Source organism: Acidovorax sp. AC410 (assembly GCF_979253235.1).
This window is the reverse complement of record NZ_CEEDCG010000001.1, coordinates 4,241,861-4,259,745: the sequence shown is the minus strand read 5'-3', so window position 1 is coordinate 4,259,745 and position 17,885 is coordinate 4,241,861. Positions and strand designations below refer to the sequence as shown.

At 67.8% G+C, this 17,885-nt stretch carries 15 protein-coding genes; 6 read left to right on the top strand and 9 right to left on the bottom strand.

The window, feature by feature from the left end; genetic code table 11:
• Nucleotides 1-18 precede the first annotated feature (18 nt).
• Nucleotides 19-2,997, bottom strand: coding sequence for a choice-of-anchor Q domain-containing protein (locus AC0IZS_RS19765; RefSeq protein WP_471637171.1), 2,979 nt, complete (start codon nucleotides 2,995-2,997; stop codon nucleotides 19-21).
• A gap of 164 nt (nucleotides 2,998-3,161) precedes the next feature.
• Between AC0IZS_RS19765 and AC0IZS_RS19760 the strand changes: the two genes are divergently transcribed.
• From AC0IZS_RS19760 to AC0IZS_RS19740, 5 genes are all read left to right on the top strand, one after another.
• Entirely contained in the window at nucleotides 3,162-3,908 is a 747-nt protein-coding gene (locus AC0IZS_RS19760) for a response regulator (RefSeq protein WP_471637170.1), read from the top strand.
• A 55-nt stretch (nucleotides 3,909-3,963) separates the two neighbouring features.
• Nucleotides 3,964-5,889 (top strand): sensor histidine kinase, encoded by a 1,926-nt coding sequence (locus tag AC0IZS_RS19755; RefSeq protein WP_471637169.1) that lies wholly within the window; start codon nucleotides 3,964-3,966, stop codon nucleotides 5,887-5,889.
• 186 nt (nucleotides 5,890-6,075) lie between these two features.
• Nucleotides 6,076-6,456, top strand: coding sequence for a hypothetical protein (locus tag AC0IZS_RS19750; RefSeq protein WP_471637168.1), 381 nt, complete (start codon nucleotides 6,076-6,078; stop codon nucleotides 6,454-6,456).
• Between the two features lie 3 nt (nucleotides 6,457-6,459).
• Nucleotides 6,460-7,290: a hypothetical protein gene (locus tag AC0IZS_RS19745; protein WP_471637167.1), complete on the top strand. Its 831-nt coding sequence runs from the start codon at nucleotides 6,460-6,462 to the stop codon at nucleotides 7,288-7,290.
• 115 nt (nucleotides 7,291-7,405) lie between these two features.
• On the top strand, nucleotides 7,406-7,771 hold the full coding sequence (locus AC0IZS_RS19740) for a DUF1801 domain-containing protein (RefSeq protein ID WP_471637166.1): 366 nt from the start codon (nucleotides 7,406-7,408) through the stop codon (nucleotides 7,769-7,771).
• Between the two features lie 8 nt (nucleotides 7,772-7,779).
• On the opposite strand, the gene AC0IZS_RS19735 is transcribed toward AC0IZS_RS19740, so the two are convergent.
• Nucleotides 7,780-8,835, bottom strand: coding sequence for a Kelch repeat-containing protein (locus AC0IZS_RS19735; RefSeq protein ID WP_471637165.1), 1,056 nt, complete (start codon nucleotides 8,833-8,835; stop codon nucleotides 7,780-7,782).
• Nucleotides 8,836-8,941: 106 nt separating this feature from the next.
• On the opposite strand from AC0IZS_RS19735, the gene AC0IZS_RS19730 reads away from it, so the two are divergent.
• Complete coding sequence (locus tag AC0IZS_RS19730) at nucleotides 8,942-9,850, top strand: LysR family transcriptional regulator (protein WP_471637164.1); 909 nt, start codon at nucleotides 8,942-8,944, stop codon at nucleotides 9,848-9,850.
• A gap of 83 nt (nucleotides 9,851-9,933) precedes the next feature.
• Here AC0IZS_RS19730 and AC0IZS_RS19725 read toward each other — a convergent pair whose 3' ends face one another.
• The 7 genes from AC0IZS_RS19725 to gorA all read right to left on the bottom strand — a co-directional run bounded on the left by AC0IZS_RS19725 (nucleotide 9,934) and on the right by gorA (nucleotide 17,884).
• Nucleotides 9,934-11,496 (bottom strand): malonate--CoA ligase, encoded by a 1,563-nt coding sequence (locus AC0IZS_RS19725; protein ID WP_471637163.1) that lies wholly within the window; start codon nucleotides 11,494-11,496, stop codon nucleotides 9,934-9,936.
• Between the two features lie 39 nt (nucleotides 11,497-11,535).
• Entirely contained in the window at nucleotides 11,536-12,351 is an 816-nt protein-coding gene (locus AC0IZS_RS19720; RefSeq protein WP_471639556.1) for an enoyl-CoA hydratase/isomerase family protein, read from the bottom strand.
• A 222-nt stretch (nucleotides 12,352-12,573) separates the two neighbouring features.
• The gene (locus tag AC0IZS_RS19715) at nucleotides 12,574-13,569 is read right to left on the bottom strand and encodes a Bug family tripartite tricarboxylate transporter substrate binding protein (protein WP_471637162.1); all 996 of its coding nucleotides are present in this window, start codon (nucleotides 13,567-13,569) and stop codon (nucleotides 12,574-12,576) included.
• A gap of 160 nt (nucleotides 13,570-13,729) precedes the next feature.
• Nucleotides 13,730-15,253: a malonyl-CoA decarboxylase gene (locus tag AC0IZS_RS19710; RefSeq protein WP_471639555.1), complete on the bottom strand. Its 1,524-nt coding sequence runs from the start codon at nucleotides 15,251-15,253 to the stop codon at nucleotides 13,730-13,732.
• Between the two features lie 2 nt (nucleotides 15,254-15,255).
• Entirely contained in the window at nucleotides 15,256-15,924 is a 669-nt protein-coding gene (locus AC0IZS_RS19705; RefSeq protein WP_471637161.1) for a GntR family transcriptional regulator, read from the bottom strand.
• A gap of 222 nt (nucleotides 15,925-16,146) precedes the next feature.
• A complete protein-coding gene (locus AC0IZS_RS19700; protein WP_471637160.1) occupies nucleotides 16,147-16,419 on the bottom strand; it encodes a hypothetical protein in 273 nt (90 codons plus the stop codon).
• 85 nt (nucleotides 16,420-16,504) lie between these two features.
• On the bottom strand, nucleotides 16,505-17,884 hold the full coding sequence (gene gorA, locus AC0IZS_RS19695; protein WP_471637159.1) for a glutathione-disulfide reductase: 1,380 nt from the start codon (nucleotides 17,882-17,884) through the stop codon (nucleotides 16,505-16,507).
• Nucleotide 17,885 lies beyond the last annotated feature (1 nt).

Sequence of the window (17,885 nt, the reverse complement as noted above, 5' to 3'; positions counted from 1 at the left end):
GGCGCAAAGCCCTGTCATTCAATGGGCCAGGCGCACGCCCTGCGCCTGGCTGCCCAGCTTCAGGTACAACAGCCCGTCTGCGCCCAGCCACCAGTTCGCAGCCGGTGCGGGCACTTGCGCCGCACTGCCCTCGGGCAGCACCCACTGCGGCACCAGCCGCCAAGTCTGCCCACCCTGGGCCACGGTGAAGGCCCCGTCCCTGGATGCGGCTTGCACCGTCAGCCCGGAGCCCGGCATGGCCGCCCGGAAAATCGCCTGGGCCTGGGTGGCATTGAGCAGCGCCGGCAACAGCAGCTGCCTTGGGCCGGCTCCCACCTGGAAGAAGATGTGGCCTTGCTCGTCCACACCGATCTGAGGACTGCCACTCGCCGATCCCGAACCGGTCCAGCCAGGCTTGAGCACGTAGGTGCGCCCCCCAGTACGCAGTTGGATGACGCCCTCGGCACCCAGCATGATCTGCGCATCGGGCAGCAGCGCCGTGACGGCGCCTGCCAGCCCGGCAAGATCTGCCACCGCCGGCGCAAACTGCACCACCACCCCGCCGCGCACCCAGCGCAGCAGGCCCAGGGGGGTGAAGGCCAGGCCATCGGGCTGCGTCGCATCGATGGTGATGGGCATGGCAGGCAACAGCTGGAACACCTGGCCCCCGTCGCGCACCAGCACCACGCCCGAGGCGGCGATTTCCAGCCCCTGGGCCAGGTTCATGCCCGACAGGCGCGCCAGCGGGCCGCTCAGCCGGCTGAAACCCTGCTTGTCCACTGCGAAAGAGGCCGGCAGGTTGGCAAACGCCATCGGATCGCCGGGCTGCGAGGCATCGCCTTTCAGCGAACCCAGCGTGATGGAGACCACGGCCCCTTGCTGGTTGACCTGCAGCCTCTCACCCGCCTGCAGTCCCATGCGCCCCACCTGCGGCAGACTGCCCTGGGGCGGCACCAGGGCCCCCGTGCGCACCGCCACGGTGAGCGGCTGGGCCTCGATGGCCGTACCGGCACGGCCTGCGCTGAGCAACACATCCCCCGCCAGCGCCATGGGCTGGCCTTCGGCGCTGGCGGTCATGGACGCCCACCCCTCCAGCACCACCAGCACCAGCACGCTTTGGCCGTTGACCTGGGCCACGCGCAATTGCGTGCCGGGGCTGGCCTGCACCTGCAGCGCCTGGCCGTTGATCGTGACCTGCAGCGTGACGGGCGTGGTTCCGGTGCCCGGAACGACGATGGCTGCGCCGCCAGCGCCCGGCCCCACAAGCACAGGCAGCGCGGGGTCGGTGATGGTCGTGGTGCCTGGGCTGGTCACAGGCAGGCTGGGAGCCGAAGGCAGCGGATCGACCGCTGCGGCCGTGGGCGTGACAGCGGCGCTGGCCGCCGAGGCAGCGCCCGCACCCTGGGCACTCGAGGCCACAACGGTGAAGGTGTAGGCCCGGCCGCTGGCCAGGCCTGTCACCGTGCAGGAAGTGGCAACCGGGCTGCCGGTGCCCACGGAGCAGGTCTTGGTGCCATCCTCGACGGCGGCCACCGTATAGCCGGTGATGGCGCTGTCGCTGGCGGGAGCAGTCCAGGACACGCTGGCTCGCTGCGTGCCAGCCGTGGCCGCGACAGCCGCGGGCGCGCCAGGCGGCTGCAGCTCGACCGCGCCGATATCGCAAGCGCCATGCACATTGCGCGCCAGGCCACGCTGGTCGATGGCCTGTGCAGTGCAAGAGCCCGTCACGTCGATGGCCGGACTGCCCGCGCCCGGCAGCATGGTGTGCGTGGCGCCACCGTTGTCGGCCAGGGGCTGCAGCAGGGGATCCGCGTTGACCAGGTCCGTGCAGATCACAGGGCTTGGGCAACCACCCTCCACGAGGCTGCGGGCCACGGTCAGCCCGGCGCCGGATCGAACGGAGACCTGTGGCTGGGACGAGGCTCCGCCCTTGCCGAAGACCGAGGACGCCACCGTGTGGCTGCCTGCAAACGCATAGATCGCGGCCCCCTGCCAGGTGGAGGTATTGCCGCTGAAGGTGGATTGGGAAAACGCGACTGGCCCGGTCCCGTTCATGTACACCACCGCACGGTCGGACGCAGAGTTGCCGCTGAAGGTGGATTGCCCGATGAGCCCGGCAACCGGGTTGGAATTGGCCGCCAGGACAGCACTGCCCTTGACGGCGGCATTGCCGGTGAACGAAGAGCGGGTGATGGTGAAGCCGTCATCCGAAAGGTACAGCGCACCTCCGTCCGAGGATGCTGTGTTGCCCCTGAACACGCTCTGATCGATGGTCGTTGCGTTGCTTGCGTTGCCTGCAACGCGGATTGCGCCTCCGTTGCGCGAAGCGTTCCCGTCGAACACCGTTTTCGAGATGCCCATGCTTCCGGCGCCCGTCAGATAGATGGCACCTCCCCGGGCACTTGCGGTGTTGTTGCGAAAGACGACATTCGCGATGCGGGGCCCGCATTGCATTCCCGGTCCCCAGCCATTGCAGAACAAGCCGCCACCACCATACTCGGTGAACGGACTGGCATCGTCTTTGGCATACCCTGCGACGATGGTCAAGCCATCCACGGCAGTATTGCTGCCGGTATAGACGCCATTGCCATTCGCACCCAGGCCGCCGATCACCACCACATGAAAGCTGTTGTCCGTTGCATCGCCCGCCACGCCGATGTCACCCGACAGCACCGTCAGACTGGCATCGCTGCTGCGCTGGCCCAGCGCTGCTTCGGCGCCGGCAAAGCCGCCATAGAGTTTGACCGGCCGGTCGATTGCAAAGCTCACTGTGCGGTCGGTACCCGTCGTGGGCTTGTAGGTACCCTGCTTCACCCAGATTTCCGAGCAGGCCGCATCGGCCAGCGCGCCCTCCAGCGACGCTGCCTGGGCCCAACTGCTGCCGTTGCCTGTGCCGTCTGGCGTCACCCGGCACTCGCCTGCCGCATGCACCGCGCCCATCGACCACAGCAGGGGTAGCACCAGCAACAGTGAGCGGCGTGTGCGAGGCTCCCGACGGCAAGGCAAAGAGTGTGTCATGGCAGTTCTCGTCTTCTGAACAATTTGTGCAAGCGGCAGCCTCTGCGGTGCGATACGAGGCATGGCAAATGCGATGTGGCCGGGATGCTATTTTTTTTGCGCGCACCTGTCTGTCCCCAGAACTGAGGACAGACAGCACCGCCCCACTGGCCATAATTGCGGCCATGCCTGCTGCCCCTGACGCCGCCCCCTTGCCCCTGCGCACCGCCACCATCCGCGTGGGTCTGGTGGAGGACGACGCCACAACCCGGGCCATCCTGGAAAGCGCGATCACAGGCCAGGCCGACATGCAGCTGGTACTGCAGGCCGCCAGCCGCCAGCAGGCGCTTGCGCTGCTGCCGCGCGCACCCCTGGACGTGCTGCTGGTGGACCTGGGCCTGCCTGACGGTTCGGGCCTGGACGTGATCACCGCCGCGCGCCGGCAATGGCCTGAATGCAGCGTGCTGGTGAGCACCATCTTCGGCGACGAGATGCATGTGCTGCCTTCCATCGAGGCCGGCGCCATGGGCTACCTGCTCAAGGACGCCAGCGCGCCCGGCCTGGTGGACGAGATCCGCAGCGTGCATGCCGGTGGCAGCCCCATCAGCCCGATGGTGGCACGCAAGATCCTGGCACGCACCGCCCTGCGGCAGGCGCCGCGGGAGCCGGGGGCGACGGATCCACCGGTCCTTGTGGCATCTGAACCGCAGGCCGCGCCGGCACCCCGGCCCGCCGTCACCCTGTCGCCACGCGAGCACGAGGTGCTGCTGCGCGTGAGCAAGGGCTTCACGGCCGAGGAGACCGCCCATGCGCTGGGCGTATCGCCCAGCACGGTGCTGACCTTCGTGCGGCGCATCTACGCCAAGCTGGAAGTGAATACACGGGCAGAGGCCATCCTCGAGGCGCAGCGGCATGGCATCTTGCCGCAATAGTGGCAGCCGCGGGCAGCGGCCATCGAAGGAAGGCCTGCGGCCCTGGATGTTGGCGGTGGCACTGGTGCTCTGGCTGACCTTGTGGCTGCTGCTCGCCGTGGCTCCCGCGCAGGCCCAGGGGACCCAGCCGGACCGCCGCATTGTCAAGGCCGTCTTGCTGCACCAGCCTGGGGGCGGCTGGGATGCACCGGCAACGGTGCCGCCTGGCGAGCTGAAGGTTACCGCCGGGGAATCCGTCACCCTGCCGCACGCACGGCCCCGCTCGGTCGCAGAACCCGATGAGTCACTCACGGCCCAGCCGCAGGTGGTGTGGTACCGGCTGCCCGTGCCGGATGCACTGCAGGGGTGGAGCGGGGCCGCACTGGCCCTGTACCTGCCCCGCTGGCAGACCATCGGCAACATCGCGGTGTATGTGGATGGCCACCGGGTCCATGGCACCGGCATCCACGGCGGCAGCCGGGTCTGGAACAGCTTCAACCGCCCCCTGTGGGTGCAGTTGCCGGCCATGGCGCCCGGCACGCCCGGACCAGGCGAGGTGCTGCTGCGCATGGCGAGCCAGCCCGGGGTCGGCGGGGCCCTGTCTGCGGCCTGGATGGGCCCGGTCCCCGAACTGCTCCCCTCCTACCGGCTGCGCACCTGGATGCAGGTGGACTTGCTGGCCATTGTCTCCGCGGTGTACCTGGCCCTCGGGCTGATGGCGCTGGCCGTCTGGTGCGTGCGCCGGCACGACACGCCCTACCTGCTGTTCTTTGCCGCCTCGCTGGCGCACGGCCTGCGCACCGTGCATTTCACACTGGGCGACCAGCCGCTGCTGTTGCCCGAGGCCTGGTTCGGCTGGCTCACGCTGAATGCGCTGGGCTGGTCCATGGTCTTCATCTACCTGTTCATCCTGCGCATCCATGGCCAGCGCCGGCCCCGGCTGGAGCGCGGCATGGTGGTGCTGCAGTCGGTCACCTCGGTCGCCACCCTGCCCATGCCGTGGTTGCTGCAGGTCGACGCCATGCTCCCCCTGGCCACTGCCGTAGCATTCCTCATGCTGGCCGTCGCCGTGGTCTCTGGCAGCCGCGTGGCCTGGAGCGCGGGCACACTGGAAGGTCGGCTGCTGGCCGTGTGGATGCTGCTGTTCATCCCCACCGGCGTGCACGATCTGCTGTTGCAGAACTATGCGCTGGACATGGGCCACGTCTACCTGGCCCCCTACACGTCCATCGGCGCGCTGGCCACCTTCCTGGCCATCGGCTACCGCAAGTACGTGGGTGCCATCCACGCTGTGGAGGAGGCCAACGCCGAACTGGAGCGGCGCCTTGCCGCGCGCGAGGCCGAGCTGGCCGCCAGCTACCGGCAGCTGAGCGCGCTGGAGCGCCAGCAGACGCTGGACGCCGAGCGCCGCCGCCTGATGCAGGAGATGCACGATGGCATCGGCTCCTCGCTGATCAGCGCGCTGCGCATGGCGCAGAGCAGCCAGCTGACCGAGGCCGACATGGCCCGCGTGCTCACCGAATGCATCGAGGACCTCAAGCTCTCCATCGACTCGCTGGAGCATGCCGACACCGACCTGCTGGGCCTCCTGGCCGCCCTGCGCTTTCGCCTGGGGCCGCGCCTGCAGGCCGCGGGCCTCACGCTGCACTGGCGCGTGGAGGACGTGCCCCCCCTGCCCTGGCTGGACCCGCAGAGCGCGCTGCACATCCTGCGCATCCTGCAGGAGGTGCTGACGAACATCGTCAAGCACAGCGGGGCGCGCACCATCGAGATCGCCACGGGCACGCAGGCCGGCTTCGTGATGGTGTGGGTGCGCGACGACGGCCGGCCCCATGCCGGCCCCGCACAAGAGGCAGGCCCGGAACGCAGCCTGGGCAAGGGCCTGGCCAATGTGCGCAGCCGGGCGCTGGCCATCGGTGCGCAATACTCCTGGCAGGCCGCCAACGCACAGCAGGGCAACACCTTCGGGCTGAGCTTGCCGCTCAAGGTGCCGGCGCGGTAGCGCCTGCGCCTTCCACCGCAATCCACGCCGTATCGCGGCACGCTACTGCAGGTAGCGGTTCATGGGCCGTGCGCAAGAAAACCACGGGTCCGCGCAAAAATTCAGCGATGCTCGCGCTTGCTGCCATAGTGCGGCGTACAAGCCCTGGCGAAATCAGCCAACCCCTGCCGCCCACGACTGCATCGCATGCGCCTATCGGACCGCTCCGCCCCCCTTCCCTACCTCTGGACCACCCTTGCCTACGTCGTGGGAACGCAGTGGGTCAACTGGGGCTGGAGCCGGATCGCAAGCAAGTCCTCGGGCCAGGAACTCTTTGTGCTTCTGCTGTACAGCATTTTCCTCTGGCCAGTCGCGGTGGCTGTCGCAAGCTTGATCCTCGTCACCGTGTTCAAGCACACCCCGGGCCTCGTGCGCGCGGCCATCACGCTGGGCCTGATCGCCTTGGGGCTGGCCTTGTTCGGCGTGCCCACGGTATGGAACCTGCTGTTCACCGGCTTCATCGCCATTGCCGTGTTCGTCCACGCGCAGCGCGAGGACCAGGACAACGCCGACCTGGAAAGGCTCTAAGCCATGGCGGTCAAGGAACGCCCGCCCGCGGGCCTGCTCGATTCGTTCGACAACCCGCTGTGGGAGCGGCTGCACCTGGTGAATGCCAAGCCAGAGTGGATCGTGCGCAGCACGCACCGCGGCTACGAGTGGATGGCCATCGAGCTGCTGCACAGCGCGGTAGGTCTTTTCGGCGAGGGCTTCGATACCACCACGGTGTTCCTGGTCCGGCTGCCCGAGGCGTCCGACGAATGGTACCTGCCTGCCGAGCGCATCGCCTCGCGCCGGCAGGTGAGCGCGGACCGCGAATGCGTGTACCTGGCGACCCTGGGCGAGAGCCCCAGGGTGCGCGACTGGCCTTACTGGCTGGACATGGTGGCCGACGCCGCCGATGAAGTCATCCGCACCCGTGGAACCGCCCCCTCCCCCGCTCCCAGGCGCGAAGCGAACGGGAAGACAACCCAGGCGGCAGCCCGGGACGAGACCACCTGGAACCCGCACGATGGCCAGTGGATCGTGTGCTGGCTGTTCGTCATGCTGCCGCTGGCCGTGATGGTCGTCGGCATCGCGTTCTGGGAATACAAGGAAATGGCCATCCACGGGGCCATCATCGGCTGCGACAGCAAGGAGGAATGGGGCTACGTGCTGCAGGGCTGGAAAGCCCAGGCCTATCTTGCAGTGGTGCTCAGCCCCCTCGTGCCCTTGTGCAAGATGGTGCACACCATGGCCACGCGCCTGCACAAGCCGGGCTTCGGGCTGCGGATCAATCTGGAAGGAATTGCCCTGTTGGCGATAACGTACCTGGGGATACACCTGATCGGCGCGATCACCAGATCGGCCGGTGGTCCCTGTTGAATGGCCCAAGCCGACCGCCTACCGGCCAGCCTGCCGCAAACAGTGGCAGGATAGGCGCCTGCCGCAGCACCGGACACGGAACCGCTGCGCTCCATCCCTCTCCAGGCGAAACCCCATGCCCGCTGCCACTGCCGCCGACCGCATTGAACAACTGCTCGAGGATATCCGCGCGCACGACGCGGACCGCTACACCCTGGTCCAGGCCCTGCGTGAAGCCGTACTGGGCCTCGGTGCATCGGTGACCGAGGAAGTGAAGTACGGCGGCATTCTGTTCAGTGCCGCAAGGCCTTTCTGCGGGATCTTCTCCTATGCGAGGCATGTGTCGCTGGAGCTCAGCGAAGGCGCCGCGCTGCCCGACCCGCATGGCGTGCTCGAAGGCCAGGGCAAGGGCCGCCGCCACATCAAGCTGACCACGGTGCAGGACATCGCGACAAAGCACGTGGCCGAGTACCTGAGGCCCGCGCTCCAGGCCGCCGCGTGAGTTGAGCTTCAGGGCTTGCCGGAGTCCACCACCAGCACCTCGTGCACCGCAGTGGCGGCATTGCCGCCGGTGCGCAGGCCGCCGCCGAACACGTGCACGCGGTTGCCCAGGGTGGACGCACCCAGGCCGTGGCGCGGCGTGGGCAGCGGCGGCAAGGCGGCCCAGCGGTCGGAGGCCGGGTCATAGACCCAGCTGTCGGCAAACACCCTCTGCTCGGGCACCCACTGCTCGCCGCCGAACACGTAGAGCCTGCCATCCAGCACCGTGGCCGCCAGGCCGCCCTGCGCCTGCGGCATGGGGGCGCGCGTGGCCCAGGTGTCGGTGGCGGGGTCGTAGACCTCCAGCGTGGGCACGTTCACCTGGCGCGCCGTGCCGTCGGCGTTCTTGAAGTACTGGCGCCCACCGACCACATAGACCTTGTCGCCGATGACGCCGTAGGCCGCGCTGTTGCGCGCCGTAGGGGCCGGCGCGCGGGCCGACCACAGCGCCCGCACGGGGTCGAACACCTCGTTGAGCGTGCTGTCCACATGGTCGTCGAAGTGGCTGGCCGTGGGCGTGGCGCGCACCCGCCCGCCGATCAGGTAGAGCTTGCCGCCCACCGCCGCGGCAATGCCCTCGGCGCGCGGCGTGGCCAGGTCGGTGCCGGCGCGCCAGGCGTTGCGCACGGGGTCGTAGATGAACACGGTGGGCTGCGCCTGCCAGACGGGAAAGCCGCCCGTGAAGCCGCCCATGCCGTAGAGCTGGCCGCCGATGGCCGTGAGCGTCATGTGGTGGCGCGCCTGGGGCAAGGTGGCCAGCCGCGTCCAGGCATCCGTTGCCGGGTCGTAGGCCTCGAAGTGGGCCGAGTAGCCGGTGTTGGGGCTGAGCAGGCCGCCCGCCACGTAGATCTTGCCGCCCAGCACCTCGGGGTACAGCTCCTGGCGAGCCACGCTGGCCGGGGCCGCCGTGGTCCAGGTGGTCGCTGGCACGGCGGGCGTGCCCTGGCCCCACGCCAGGGGCGCCAGCGCCAACAGGCCGGCCAGGGTGGCGAAGCGGACAACGCGCAGGGGGAAACGGGAGGACATGTGCATGGTTCGTGATCCAGGTGATTGCTTGCTGCCGACTGTAAAAGTGCTTACAGCGAAGCGATAGACCCATAATGATTCACAAACAATGAACCCTGGCTACACAATGAACCGCATTCCGCTGGCCGACCTCGAAGTCTTCGCCGCCGTGGCCCGGCATGGCAGCTTTCGCCGCGCGGCGCTGGAGCGGGGCGTCACGCCCTCGCTGCTGAGCCAGAACCTGCGCCGGCTGGAGGAGCAGTTGGGCGTGGTGCTGCTCAAGCGCACCACGCGCAGCGTGGCGCCCAGCGATGCGGGCAAGGAGCTGTTCGCGCACCTGGAGCCGGCGCTGGCACAGATCGCCGACGCCGTGGACCGGCTCAACCGCTACCGCGAGATGCCCTTCGGCACGCTGCGCCTGAATGCGCCGGGCCCCATTGCGCACTTCGTGCTGGCGCCACTGGTGGCGCGCTTTCAGCAGGCCTACCCGGACATCGGCGTGGACATCAGCGCCGATGCGGCCATGACGGACATCGTCAAGGGCGGCTTCGATGCGGGCGTGCGCTTTGCCGACGACCTGGCGCAGGACGTGGTGGCCGTGCCCATCGGCCCGGCGCAGCGCTATGCGGTGGTGGGATCGCCCGCCTACCTGGCTGCGCACGGGCGGCCCGCCACGCCGCAGGACCTGGCGACGCACCGCTGCATACGGCGGCGCTTTCCGGGTGGCACCCTGTTCACCTGGCACTTTGCGCGCGATGGCGAAAGCGCCAGTGTGGTGCCGCGCGGGCCGCTCACGGTGAACGATGCGCACATCGCCCTCAACGCCGCCCTGCACGGCGCGGGCCTGGCCTACGTGCACGAAAGCTATGTGCTGGCTGACGAGGCGGCCGGCCGGCTCGAACGCGTGCTGACCGACTGGGCGCCGGGCCTGGGCGTGCCCTACCTGTACTACCCACAACAGCGCTACGTGCCGGTGCCGCTGCGCAGCTTCATCGACTTTGCGCGGCAGCACCCGGTGGAGCTGGCGGCACCGTGATCAGGCCCTCGGGGAAAGAGCTCCATCCATGAAGAAAGGGCCCGCAGGCCCTTTCTCGATCATGCAGTTCAGTGCTGCTGCGTTCAGGCAAACAGCCCCTTGTGCTGATCCCGCAGCAGGTTCTTCTGCACCTTGCCCATGGTGTTGCGCGGCAGTTCGTCGGCCACAAAGCAGCGCTTGGGGATCTTGAAGTTGGCCAGCTGCGACTTGAGCTGCGCCACGATGGCCTCGCCGTCGAGCTTGGCGCCTGGCTTGGCGATCACCACGGCCACGCCGACCTCGCCGAAGTCCGGGTGGGGCACCCCGACCAGGGCGCTTTCGGCCACGCCGGGCATGTCGTTGATGTAGCCCTCGATCTCGGCCGGGTAGACGTTGTAGCCGCCGCTGATGATCAGGTCCTTGCTGCGGCCGACGATGCTCACGTAGCCGCGCTGGTCCACCTTGCCCACGTCACCGGTCTTGAACCAGCCGTCCTGGGTGAACTCCTCGGCCGTCTTCTCGGGCATGCGCCAGTAGCCCTTGAAGACGTTGGGGCCCTTGACCTGGATGGCGCCGATCTCGCCCACGGGCAGTGGCTTGTTCGCATCGTCCACCACGCGCAGGCCCACGCCGGGCAGCGGAAAGCCCACGGTGGCGCCGCGTCGCTCGGTCTGGCCCTGGTGGCGCTTGTCGGCCGCATAGGGGTTGGAGGTGAGCATGATGGTCTCGCTCATGCCGTAGCGCTCCAGGATGGTGTGGCCCGTGCGTTGCTGCCATTCGTTGAAGGTTTCGATGAGCAGCGGCGCCGAGCCCGCGACGAACAGGCGCATGTTCTTCGCGGTCTGTTGGTTGAGCCCGGCTTCGGCCAGCAGGCGCACATAGAGCGTGGGCACGCCCATGAAGACGGTGGCGCGCGGCATGGCGGCAAGCACGGCCTTGGGGTCGAATTTGCTGAACCAGATCATCTTGCTGCCGTTGATCAACGCGCCGTGCATGGCCACGAACAGGCCGTGTACGTGGAAGATGGGCAGCGCGTGGATCAGCACGTCACCCGGCTTCCAGCCCCAGTAGTCCTTGAGCACCTCGGCGTTGGACTGCAGGTTGCCATGCGTGAGCATGGCGCCCTTGCTGCGGCCCGTGGTACCGCTGGTGTAGAGAATCGCGGCCAGGTCATCGGCCGAGCGCTGCACGGGCGTGTGCTCGTCGCTATGGTGGGCGGCACGCTCCAGCAGGCTGCCCGTGCGGTCGTCGCCCAGCGTGAAGACATGCTGCGTGCCCTGGGTGAAGGCGATCTTGCTCACCCAGCCGAAGTTGCCGGGCGTGCAGACCACCACGGCAGGCTCGGCGTTGCCGATGAAGTACTCGATCTCGGCGCTCTGGTAGGCCGTGTTGAGCGGCAGGAACACATAGCCCGCGCGCAGGGTGGCCAGGTACAGCAGCAGTGCTTCGACCGATTTCTCGACCTGCACGGCCACGCGGCTGCCCTCGGGCAGCTTGAGCGACACCAGCAGGTTGGCGATGCGCGCGCTGGCGCGCTCCAGGTCGCTCCAGCTGTAAAGCAGTGGCCGCCCGTCGGCGGTGGAGGTCTCCACGGCTGTGCTGGCCAGGTCGGCGGGGAAGGCGGCGCGCAGGGCGCAAAAGAGGTTTTGCTGGGGGGTGGAACTCATGGTGCTGTCATCCGGGTGTGCAACAAAGCGGCGGTTCATTCAAAACACAGGGGGGCGTTTTTCAAGAAACGCGGTGATGCCTTCGCGGTGCTCGGCGCTGTCCGCATAGGCATAGGGGTCCGGCAGGGCGTGGCCGGGCGGGTGGTCGGCGGCCTGCGGGCCCTGCTGCACGCTTTTCAGTGCGCGCAGGGTCTGCTTGTTCAGGCGTGCCGCACCAGGCGCCAGCGCCGCGATGCGGCAGGCGCTGGCCAAGGCCTCGGCGCGCGCCTCTTCGGCCCCGGCCACCACGCGGCTCAGAAAACCGCGTGCAAACATCTCGTCGGCACTGAAGGTGGCGGCCTCCAGCAGCATCTGGCGGGCGATGACCTCGCCCACGGCGCCAGCCACCAGCTGTGCCTCGCGCGGCGCCATGGGGAAGCCCAGGCGCGCGATGGGTGCGCCAAAGCGTGCTGCCGCATGCGCCACGCGCAGGTCGCAGCAACTGGCGATCTCCACGCCCGCGCCCATGCAGGCGCCGGTGATGTGGGCGACGATGGGCACGTCGCAGTCGAGCATGGCCGAGAGCCCGCCCCAGACATCGCCCTCGTGGAATTCGCGCAGCGCCGCCGCATCGAAGCGAAAACCCGGGTACTCCGAGATGTCGCCACCCGCGCAGAAGGCTGCACCATCACCCTCGATCAGCACGCAGCGCACATCGTGGCTGCGCTGGATGTCCTTGAACACGGCACGCAGCTGCTGCCACATGGCGCGCGACATGGCGTTGAGCCGACCGGTGTGGCGCAGCGTGACCTGCACCACGCCGGCATCGCCAGCCGCGCCGGGTGCGCGCGCCGCGACTACCTGCGCCGCTGTCATCGCTGCTGATACAACTGCCTGCATATTGCCTTTCCCTGCTCGCCGCTAATTGGGGGTCGTTCAGAAGGTGTGAATGGACCCGGCGTGTCCGAGCAGGCCGCCACAACGCGTGCGATCTAGGCGCAAAGCACAGCCATAGCGCGGGCTATGGCGAGCATTTGCAACGACGAGCGCGCGTGTTTTGGAGGCATGAGCGGGCATGGCGGGTTCGTTCACACCTTCTTAGTCGAGCTTGGCGCCCGAGGCCTTGACCACCGTGGCCCAGCGCTTGACTTCGCTGCTGACCATGGCGCCGAACTGCTGCGGGGTCAGGCTGCCGTACTCGGCACCGTTGCTGGCCCAGATGGTCTTGATCTCTTCGGCCGTGCCGATGCGCTTGACCTCTTCCACGATGCGCGCCTGGATGTCGGCCGGCGTGCCCTTGGGCGCCCACAGGCCGTACCAGGTGGTCACGGTGTAGTCGGGCAGGCCCAGTTCGGCGGCGCAGGGCACATCGGGGAAGGCCGGGTTGCGCTTGTTGCCCGAGACCATCAGCGCCTTGATGCGCCCGCCCTTGATGTGCGCGGCCGATGAGCCCAGGCCGTCGAACATCATGTCCACGTTGCCCGCGATCAGATCCTGCAGGGCCGGGCCTGCGCCGCGGTAGGGGATGTGGGTGATGAAGGTATTGGTCTGCTGCTTGAACAGCTCGCCCGCCAAGTGGTGCGAGGTACCGGCGCCGGCCGAACCATAGTTGAGCTTGGCGGGGTTGCGCTTGACGTGCTCGATGAACTGCTGGTAGTTGGCCACCGGCACGGCCTTGGGGTTGACCACCAGCACCTGGGGCACGTTGGCCAGCAGGGCCAGGGGGATGAAGTCCTTCTCGATGTCGTAGTCGAGCTTGGGGTACATCGACGGGGCAATGGCGTGGTGCACGGCGCCCATGAACAGGGTGTAGCCGTCGGGCGCGCCCTTGGCCGCAAAGCTGGCGCCCACGGTACCGCCGGCGCCGCCCCGGTTGTCGATGACCAGGGTCTTGCCGACGGTCTTGGAGAACTGGGCGGACATGGGCCGGGCGAAGGCATCGGTGCCCCCGCCCGCAGGGAACGGCACCACCAGGGTCACCGGCTTGCTCGGCCATGCGGACGCCTGGGCCCAGCTGCTGCCACAGGCCAGTGCGGCGGCCGCAGCAGCGGCACCGCGCAGCACGCCGCGGCGCTGCAGGTCGTTGTCTTTCATCTTGTCTCCTGTCTTATAAAAATAGAAATAAAAGGTCCAACACAACACAAAGGCGCATGGTAGCGCCGCCTCACTACACGGGTGTCACCGATGCACACCGCCGCCCCAGGGGTTACGGGTTACCCCTGTGGACATGGCGCCGCGGCAGCGGCGCCGGGATTCAACCTTTGCACAAACTGTCGATATCACCGGAGGCTGGCACCTTGCCCTGCGCCAGCATGCTGCGGTGCTTGTCGATGCGCTTCAAGTCATAAAGGTAGTTGACCATCAGCCCGTACGACTGCTTGAGCCCCTTGGTGGAGGGGTCGCCGCCCCAGTTCAGGCGCTCCACGCGCGCGCCGTTGCCCAGGTGAAAGCGCGCCACCGGGTCCACGGGCTTGCCCTCGGCCAGCTCACGCGCCAGGTAGTGGGCCGCGCATTCGAGCAGCAACTGCCGCACAGGCGAGCGCGCGTCCAGCTCCAGCGGCTTGTCGAGCGCGGTGAGCAGGTGCGCGGCCTGTGGCGGCTCGAAGCCCACTGCACGGCCGAGCTCGCCGCGGCGCTTCTCGTCCAGGCGTTCGAGCATGGGCGCGGCATGCTTGGCCAGCCAGCCACGAAAACCCGGAATGGGCGACAGCGTGGCAAAGGTGCGCAGCCGCGGGAACTCTTCGGCCAGTGTCTCCACCACGTGCTTGATGAGCGAATCGCCAAAACTCACGCCGCGCAGCCCCGTCTGGGTGTTGCTGATGGAGTAGAAGATGGCCGTCGTCGCCTTGGCCAGGTCGGCCGGTGCGGCGGCCTCGTCGAGCAGCGGCGTGATGCTGCTGGAGATGCGGTCCACCAGTGCCACCTCGACGAAGATCAGTGGCTCGTTGGGCAGGCGCGGGTGGAAGAAGCCGTAGCAGCGGCGGTCGCTGTCCAGCCGGTTCTTCACGTCGGCCCAGCTGCGGATGTCGTGCACCGCCTCGTACTTGATGAGCTTTTCGATCAGCGAGGCCGGCGAGTCCCACGACAGGCGGCGCAGCTCCAGAAAGGCCACATCGAACCAGGTCGAGAACAGGTGCTCCAGCTCGGCATCGAGCGCCAGCAGGCGCTTGTCGGCCTTGAGCAGCGGCAGCAACTCGGCGCGCATGTCCACCAGAAAGCGCATGCCCTCCGGGAACACCGCAAAGCGTTGCAGCAGCCGCGTGCGCGGCGACACCAAGGCGCGGCGCAGGCTGATCTCGGCCTGGCCCTCCTCGGCGGTGCCGGCCGCGGCCTCGTAGCGCTGGCGCGCCGACTTGAAGCGCGTGGCGTCGGGCGCGAACTGCTCGCACAGCAGCAGCCACATGTCGCGCCGCTCCTCGGGCGCGGCCTCGGCATACCACTGGGCCACGCCCTGGGCACGGCGCCCGCCTTCGAGCTCGCTCACCTGCGGGGCCACCACCTCCTGCAGGTCGGCCAGCAGGCGGCGCAGCGCGCGCGGCGACAGGGCCTCCTGCCCGCGGCGCAAGGTGGCTGCCAGGCGTTCGTTGGTGGAGCGTGGCACCGCCACCTTGGCCACCACATCGGTCACGCCTGCCTTGTCCACAGCGGGGCGTGGCGGCTTGTCGCCGGCAGCCTTTTCGCCAGCCGGTTTGTGGTCGGCAGCAGGCTTGTCGCTGACAGGGGCCGCAGAGCGCAGGCGCGAGACACTGCGGGCGATCCATTCGGGGGCGGTGTTCATGTTCATCGTGTCAACCTCGATTGCTGTGTGCGGGCTACGTCGCGCAGGGCCTCGCGCTGGCGCAGCAGGTGGGTGCGCATGGCCTCTTCGGCGGCATCGCAGTCCTGGGCCTTCAAGGCGGCAAACACCGCCAGGTGCTCGGCCAGGCTCTGCTGCAGGCGGCCAGGCGCGTGCAGCTGCTGCAGCCGCGCCAGGCGCAATATCTTGCGCAGGTCGCCAATCACCTGGGCCAGCCAGCGGTTGTCGGCCAGGGTGATGAACGCCTCGTGGATGGCGTGGTTGGCGGCGTAGTACTCGGGGATGCGCCCGGCCGCCGCGTGCGCCTGCAGGCGCTGGTGCAGCACCTCCAGCGCAGCGACATCGCCCGCACTCGCACGGCGCGTGGCCTCGTGCGCGGCGCGCCCTTCGAGCAGTGCGATCACGGGGAATATCTCGTCCAGGTCCTTGGCCGTGACCTCGGCCACAAAGCAGCCGCGGCGCGGCTCGTGGCGCAGCAGCCCCTCGGCCACCAGCACCTTGAGCGCCTCGCGCAGCGGCGTGCGCGAAATTTCCAGCCGCTCGCACAGCGCCACTTCGTCCAGGAAGCTGCCCGGTGCCAGCGTGCCGGCAAAAATCTCCTCCCGCAGGCGCGAGGCGACTTCGTCGTGCAGTGAATTGGATACCAGGCGCATGTGCGGGTGAACTCCGGGCGATCAGCGGCCGCCCTTACCGGGGACCGGCTTTTGCCGCCAACGTGCCTTCAAATGACTGCAAACGTTGGCTTTGCTCTCGCATGAATGTAATTTCGCATAATTATGGAAAATGACAAGAGGGAAAGCGTGATTTTTGGTAAGACGGGCTAAATTGAAGGGAAGGCTGCGGCAGTTGCGCAACACCACCGAGTTGCCAAATCATCAAAGCCGCCGCTCGGCCAACCCTGGCGTTTTGCGCAGCCAGAGCATGGCGCCTTTGATCGAGAGCCGCGCCACCGCAACACCGCCTGCGGCCACCAACGGCCTGCCGGGCAGTCCGGCCCCGCCAGCACGGCTAGTGTCCTGAGTTGGAAGTTCGTTGAAGAAGAAATCTGCCGAAATCGCTGCCAGGCTAGGCGCAAAGCGCAGACATGCCGGGCGCATGGCGAGCATTTGCAACGACGCATGGCGGGGATTGTCGGTAGATTTATTCAACGAATTTCCAACTCGGGACACTAGAGGCAGATGAGCGATAGGACCTGGTCGCCGGCGAAGGGAGGCAACCCCTCCTCTTTCATGGTCATGGCGCTTTGGGCGTGCGCAGCGTGACGAACTCTTCTGCAACGGACGGGTGAACGCCAATGGTTGCATCGAAGTGCGCCTTGGTGGCGCCGGCATTCATGGCCACCGCGAAGCCTTGAACGATCTCGCCGGCTTCATCGCCCACCATGTGCAGGCCGACCACCCGGTCATCCCACTTGTTGACGAGGAGCTTGACCAAGGTGCGGTCATTGCGGCCCGACATGCTGTGCCGCAAGGCTTTGAAGTCACTGCTGTAGACGTCTATGTTCCCCGGCCCGAATCGGAGCCGGGCCTCACTCTCGCTGTAGCCGCAGGATGCAAGCTGTGGGTGGGTGAAGACGGCGGTCGGGACGAACTCGTAGTTCACGCCGCGGGCACCGGGTCCATACAGTTGATCGACCACCGCCATGGCCTCGGCGGTGGCCACCGGTGTGAGCTGCTTGCTGGTGGACACATCCCCCACCGCGTAGATCGAAGGACACGAGGTGCGATAGTGGGAGTCCACCACAATCGCTCCGGCCGCGTCCAGTTGGACCCCTGCGGACTCCAGGCCCATGCCCTCGGTTCGGGGGATTCTGCCAATTGCATACAGCACCGTGGCGGCGTCGAGCGTGGCCCCATCTGACAACGTCGCTACCAGCCGCCCGTCCCCGGAGCATCGATCCAGGGCCCGCACCTCGGCGCCAGTTCGGATGTCAACGCCCGAAGCAGCCAGCTCGCGCTCCAGGAACTGCGCGGCATCCTCGTCGAAATCCGAAAGCAGGTGCGCTCGCCTGTGAACCAGCGTCACCTTGCTCCCAAGGCCCGAAAAGATGGAAGCGAACTCGCATGCAATGTAGCCACCGCCGACAACGACGAGGCGATCCGGGAGACGCTCAAGATCGAACATGGCATCGGAAATCACGGCATGCTGGTGACCCACAATTTCGGGCATGCGCGGAGCGCCTCCCGACGCGACCAACACCCGCTCGGCGGTGTAGCGCCTGCCATCGACCAGCACAGCTTGCGGACCATCGAAGGATGCGTGGCCAGGCACCAGCACCACCCCCGAGCGGATGAGGAGGTCCTGGTAGACGCCGTTGAGGCGAGCGACTTCTTGCGCTCGCCCTTCCTTGAGACGGCCCCAGTCAAGCTCTGCTTGCATCTGCGGCAATCTCCATCCATAGCCGCCAGCCTCCTTGAAGGCTGAGGCATAGCCTGCGGCAAAGCTGTACAGCTTCTTGGGAATGCACCCCACGTTCACGCAGGTGCCGCCCAGGGCCGAGCTTTCCGCAAGGCCGACGCGCACACCAGCGGCTGCGGCCATGCGCGCCGCGCGCACTCCGCCGCTACCGCCGCCGATGACGAACAGATCAAAGTCGAACCGAGGAGTTGTCATG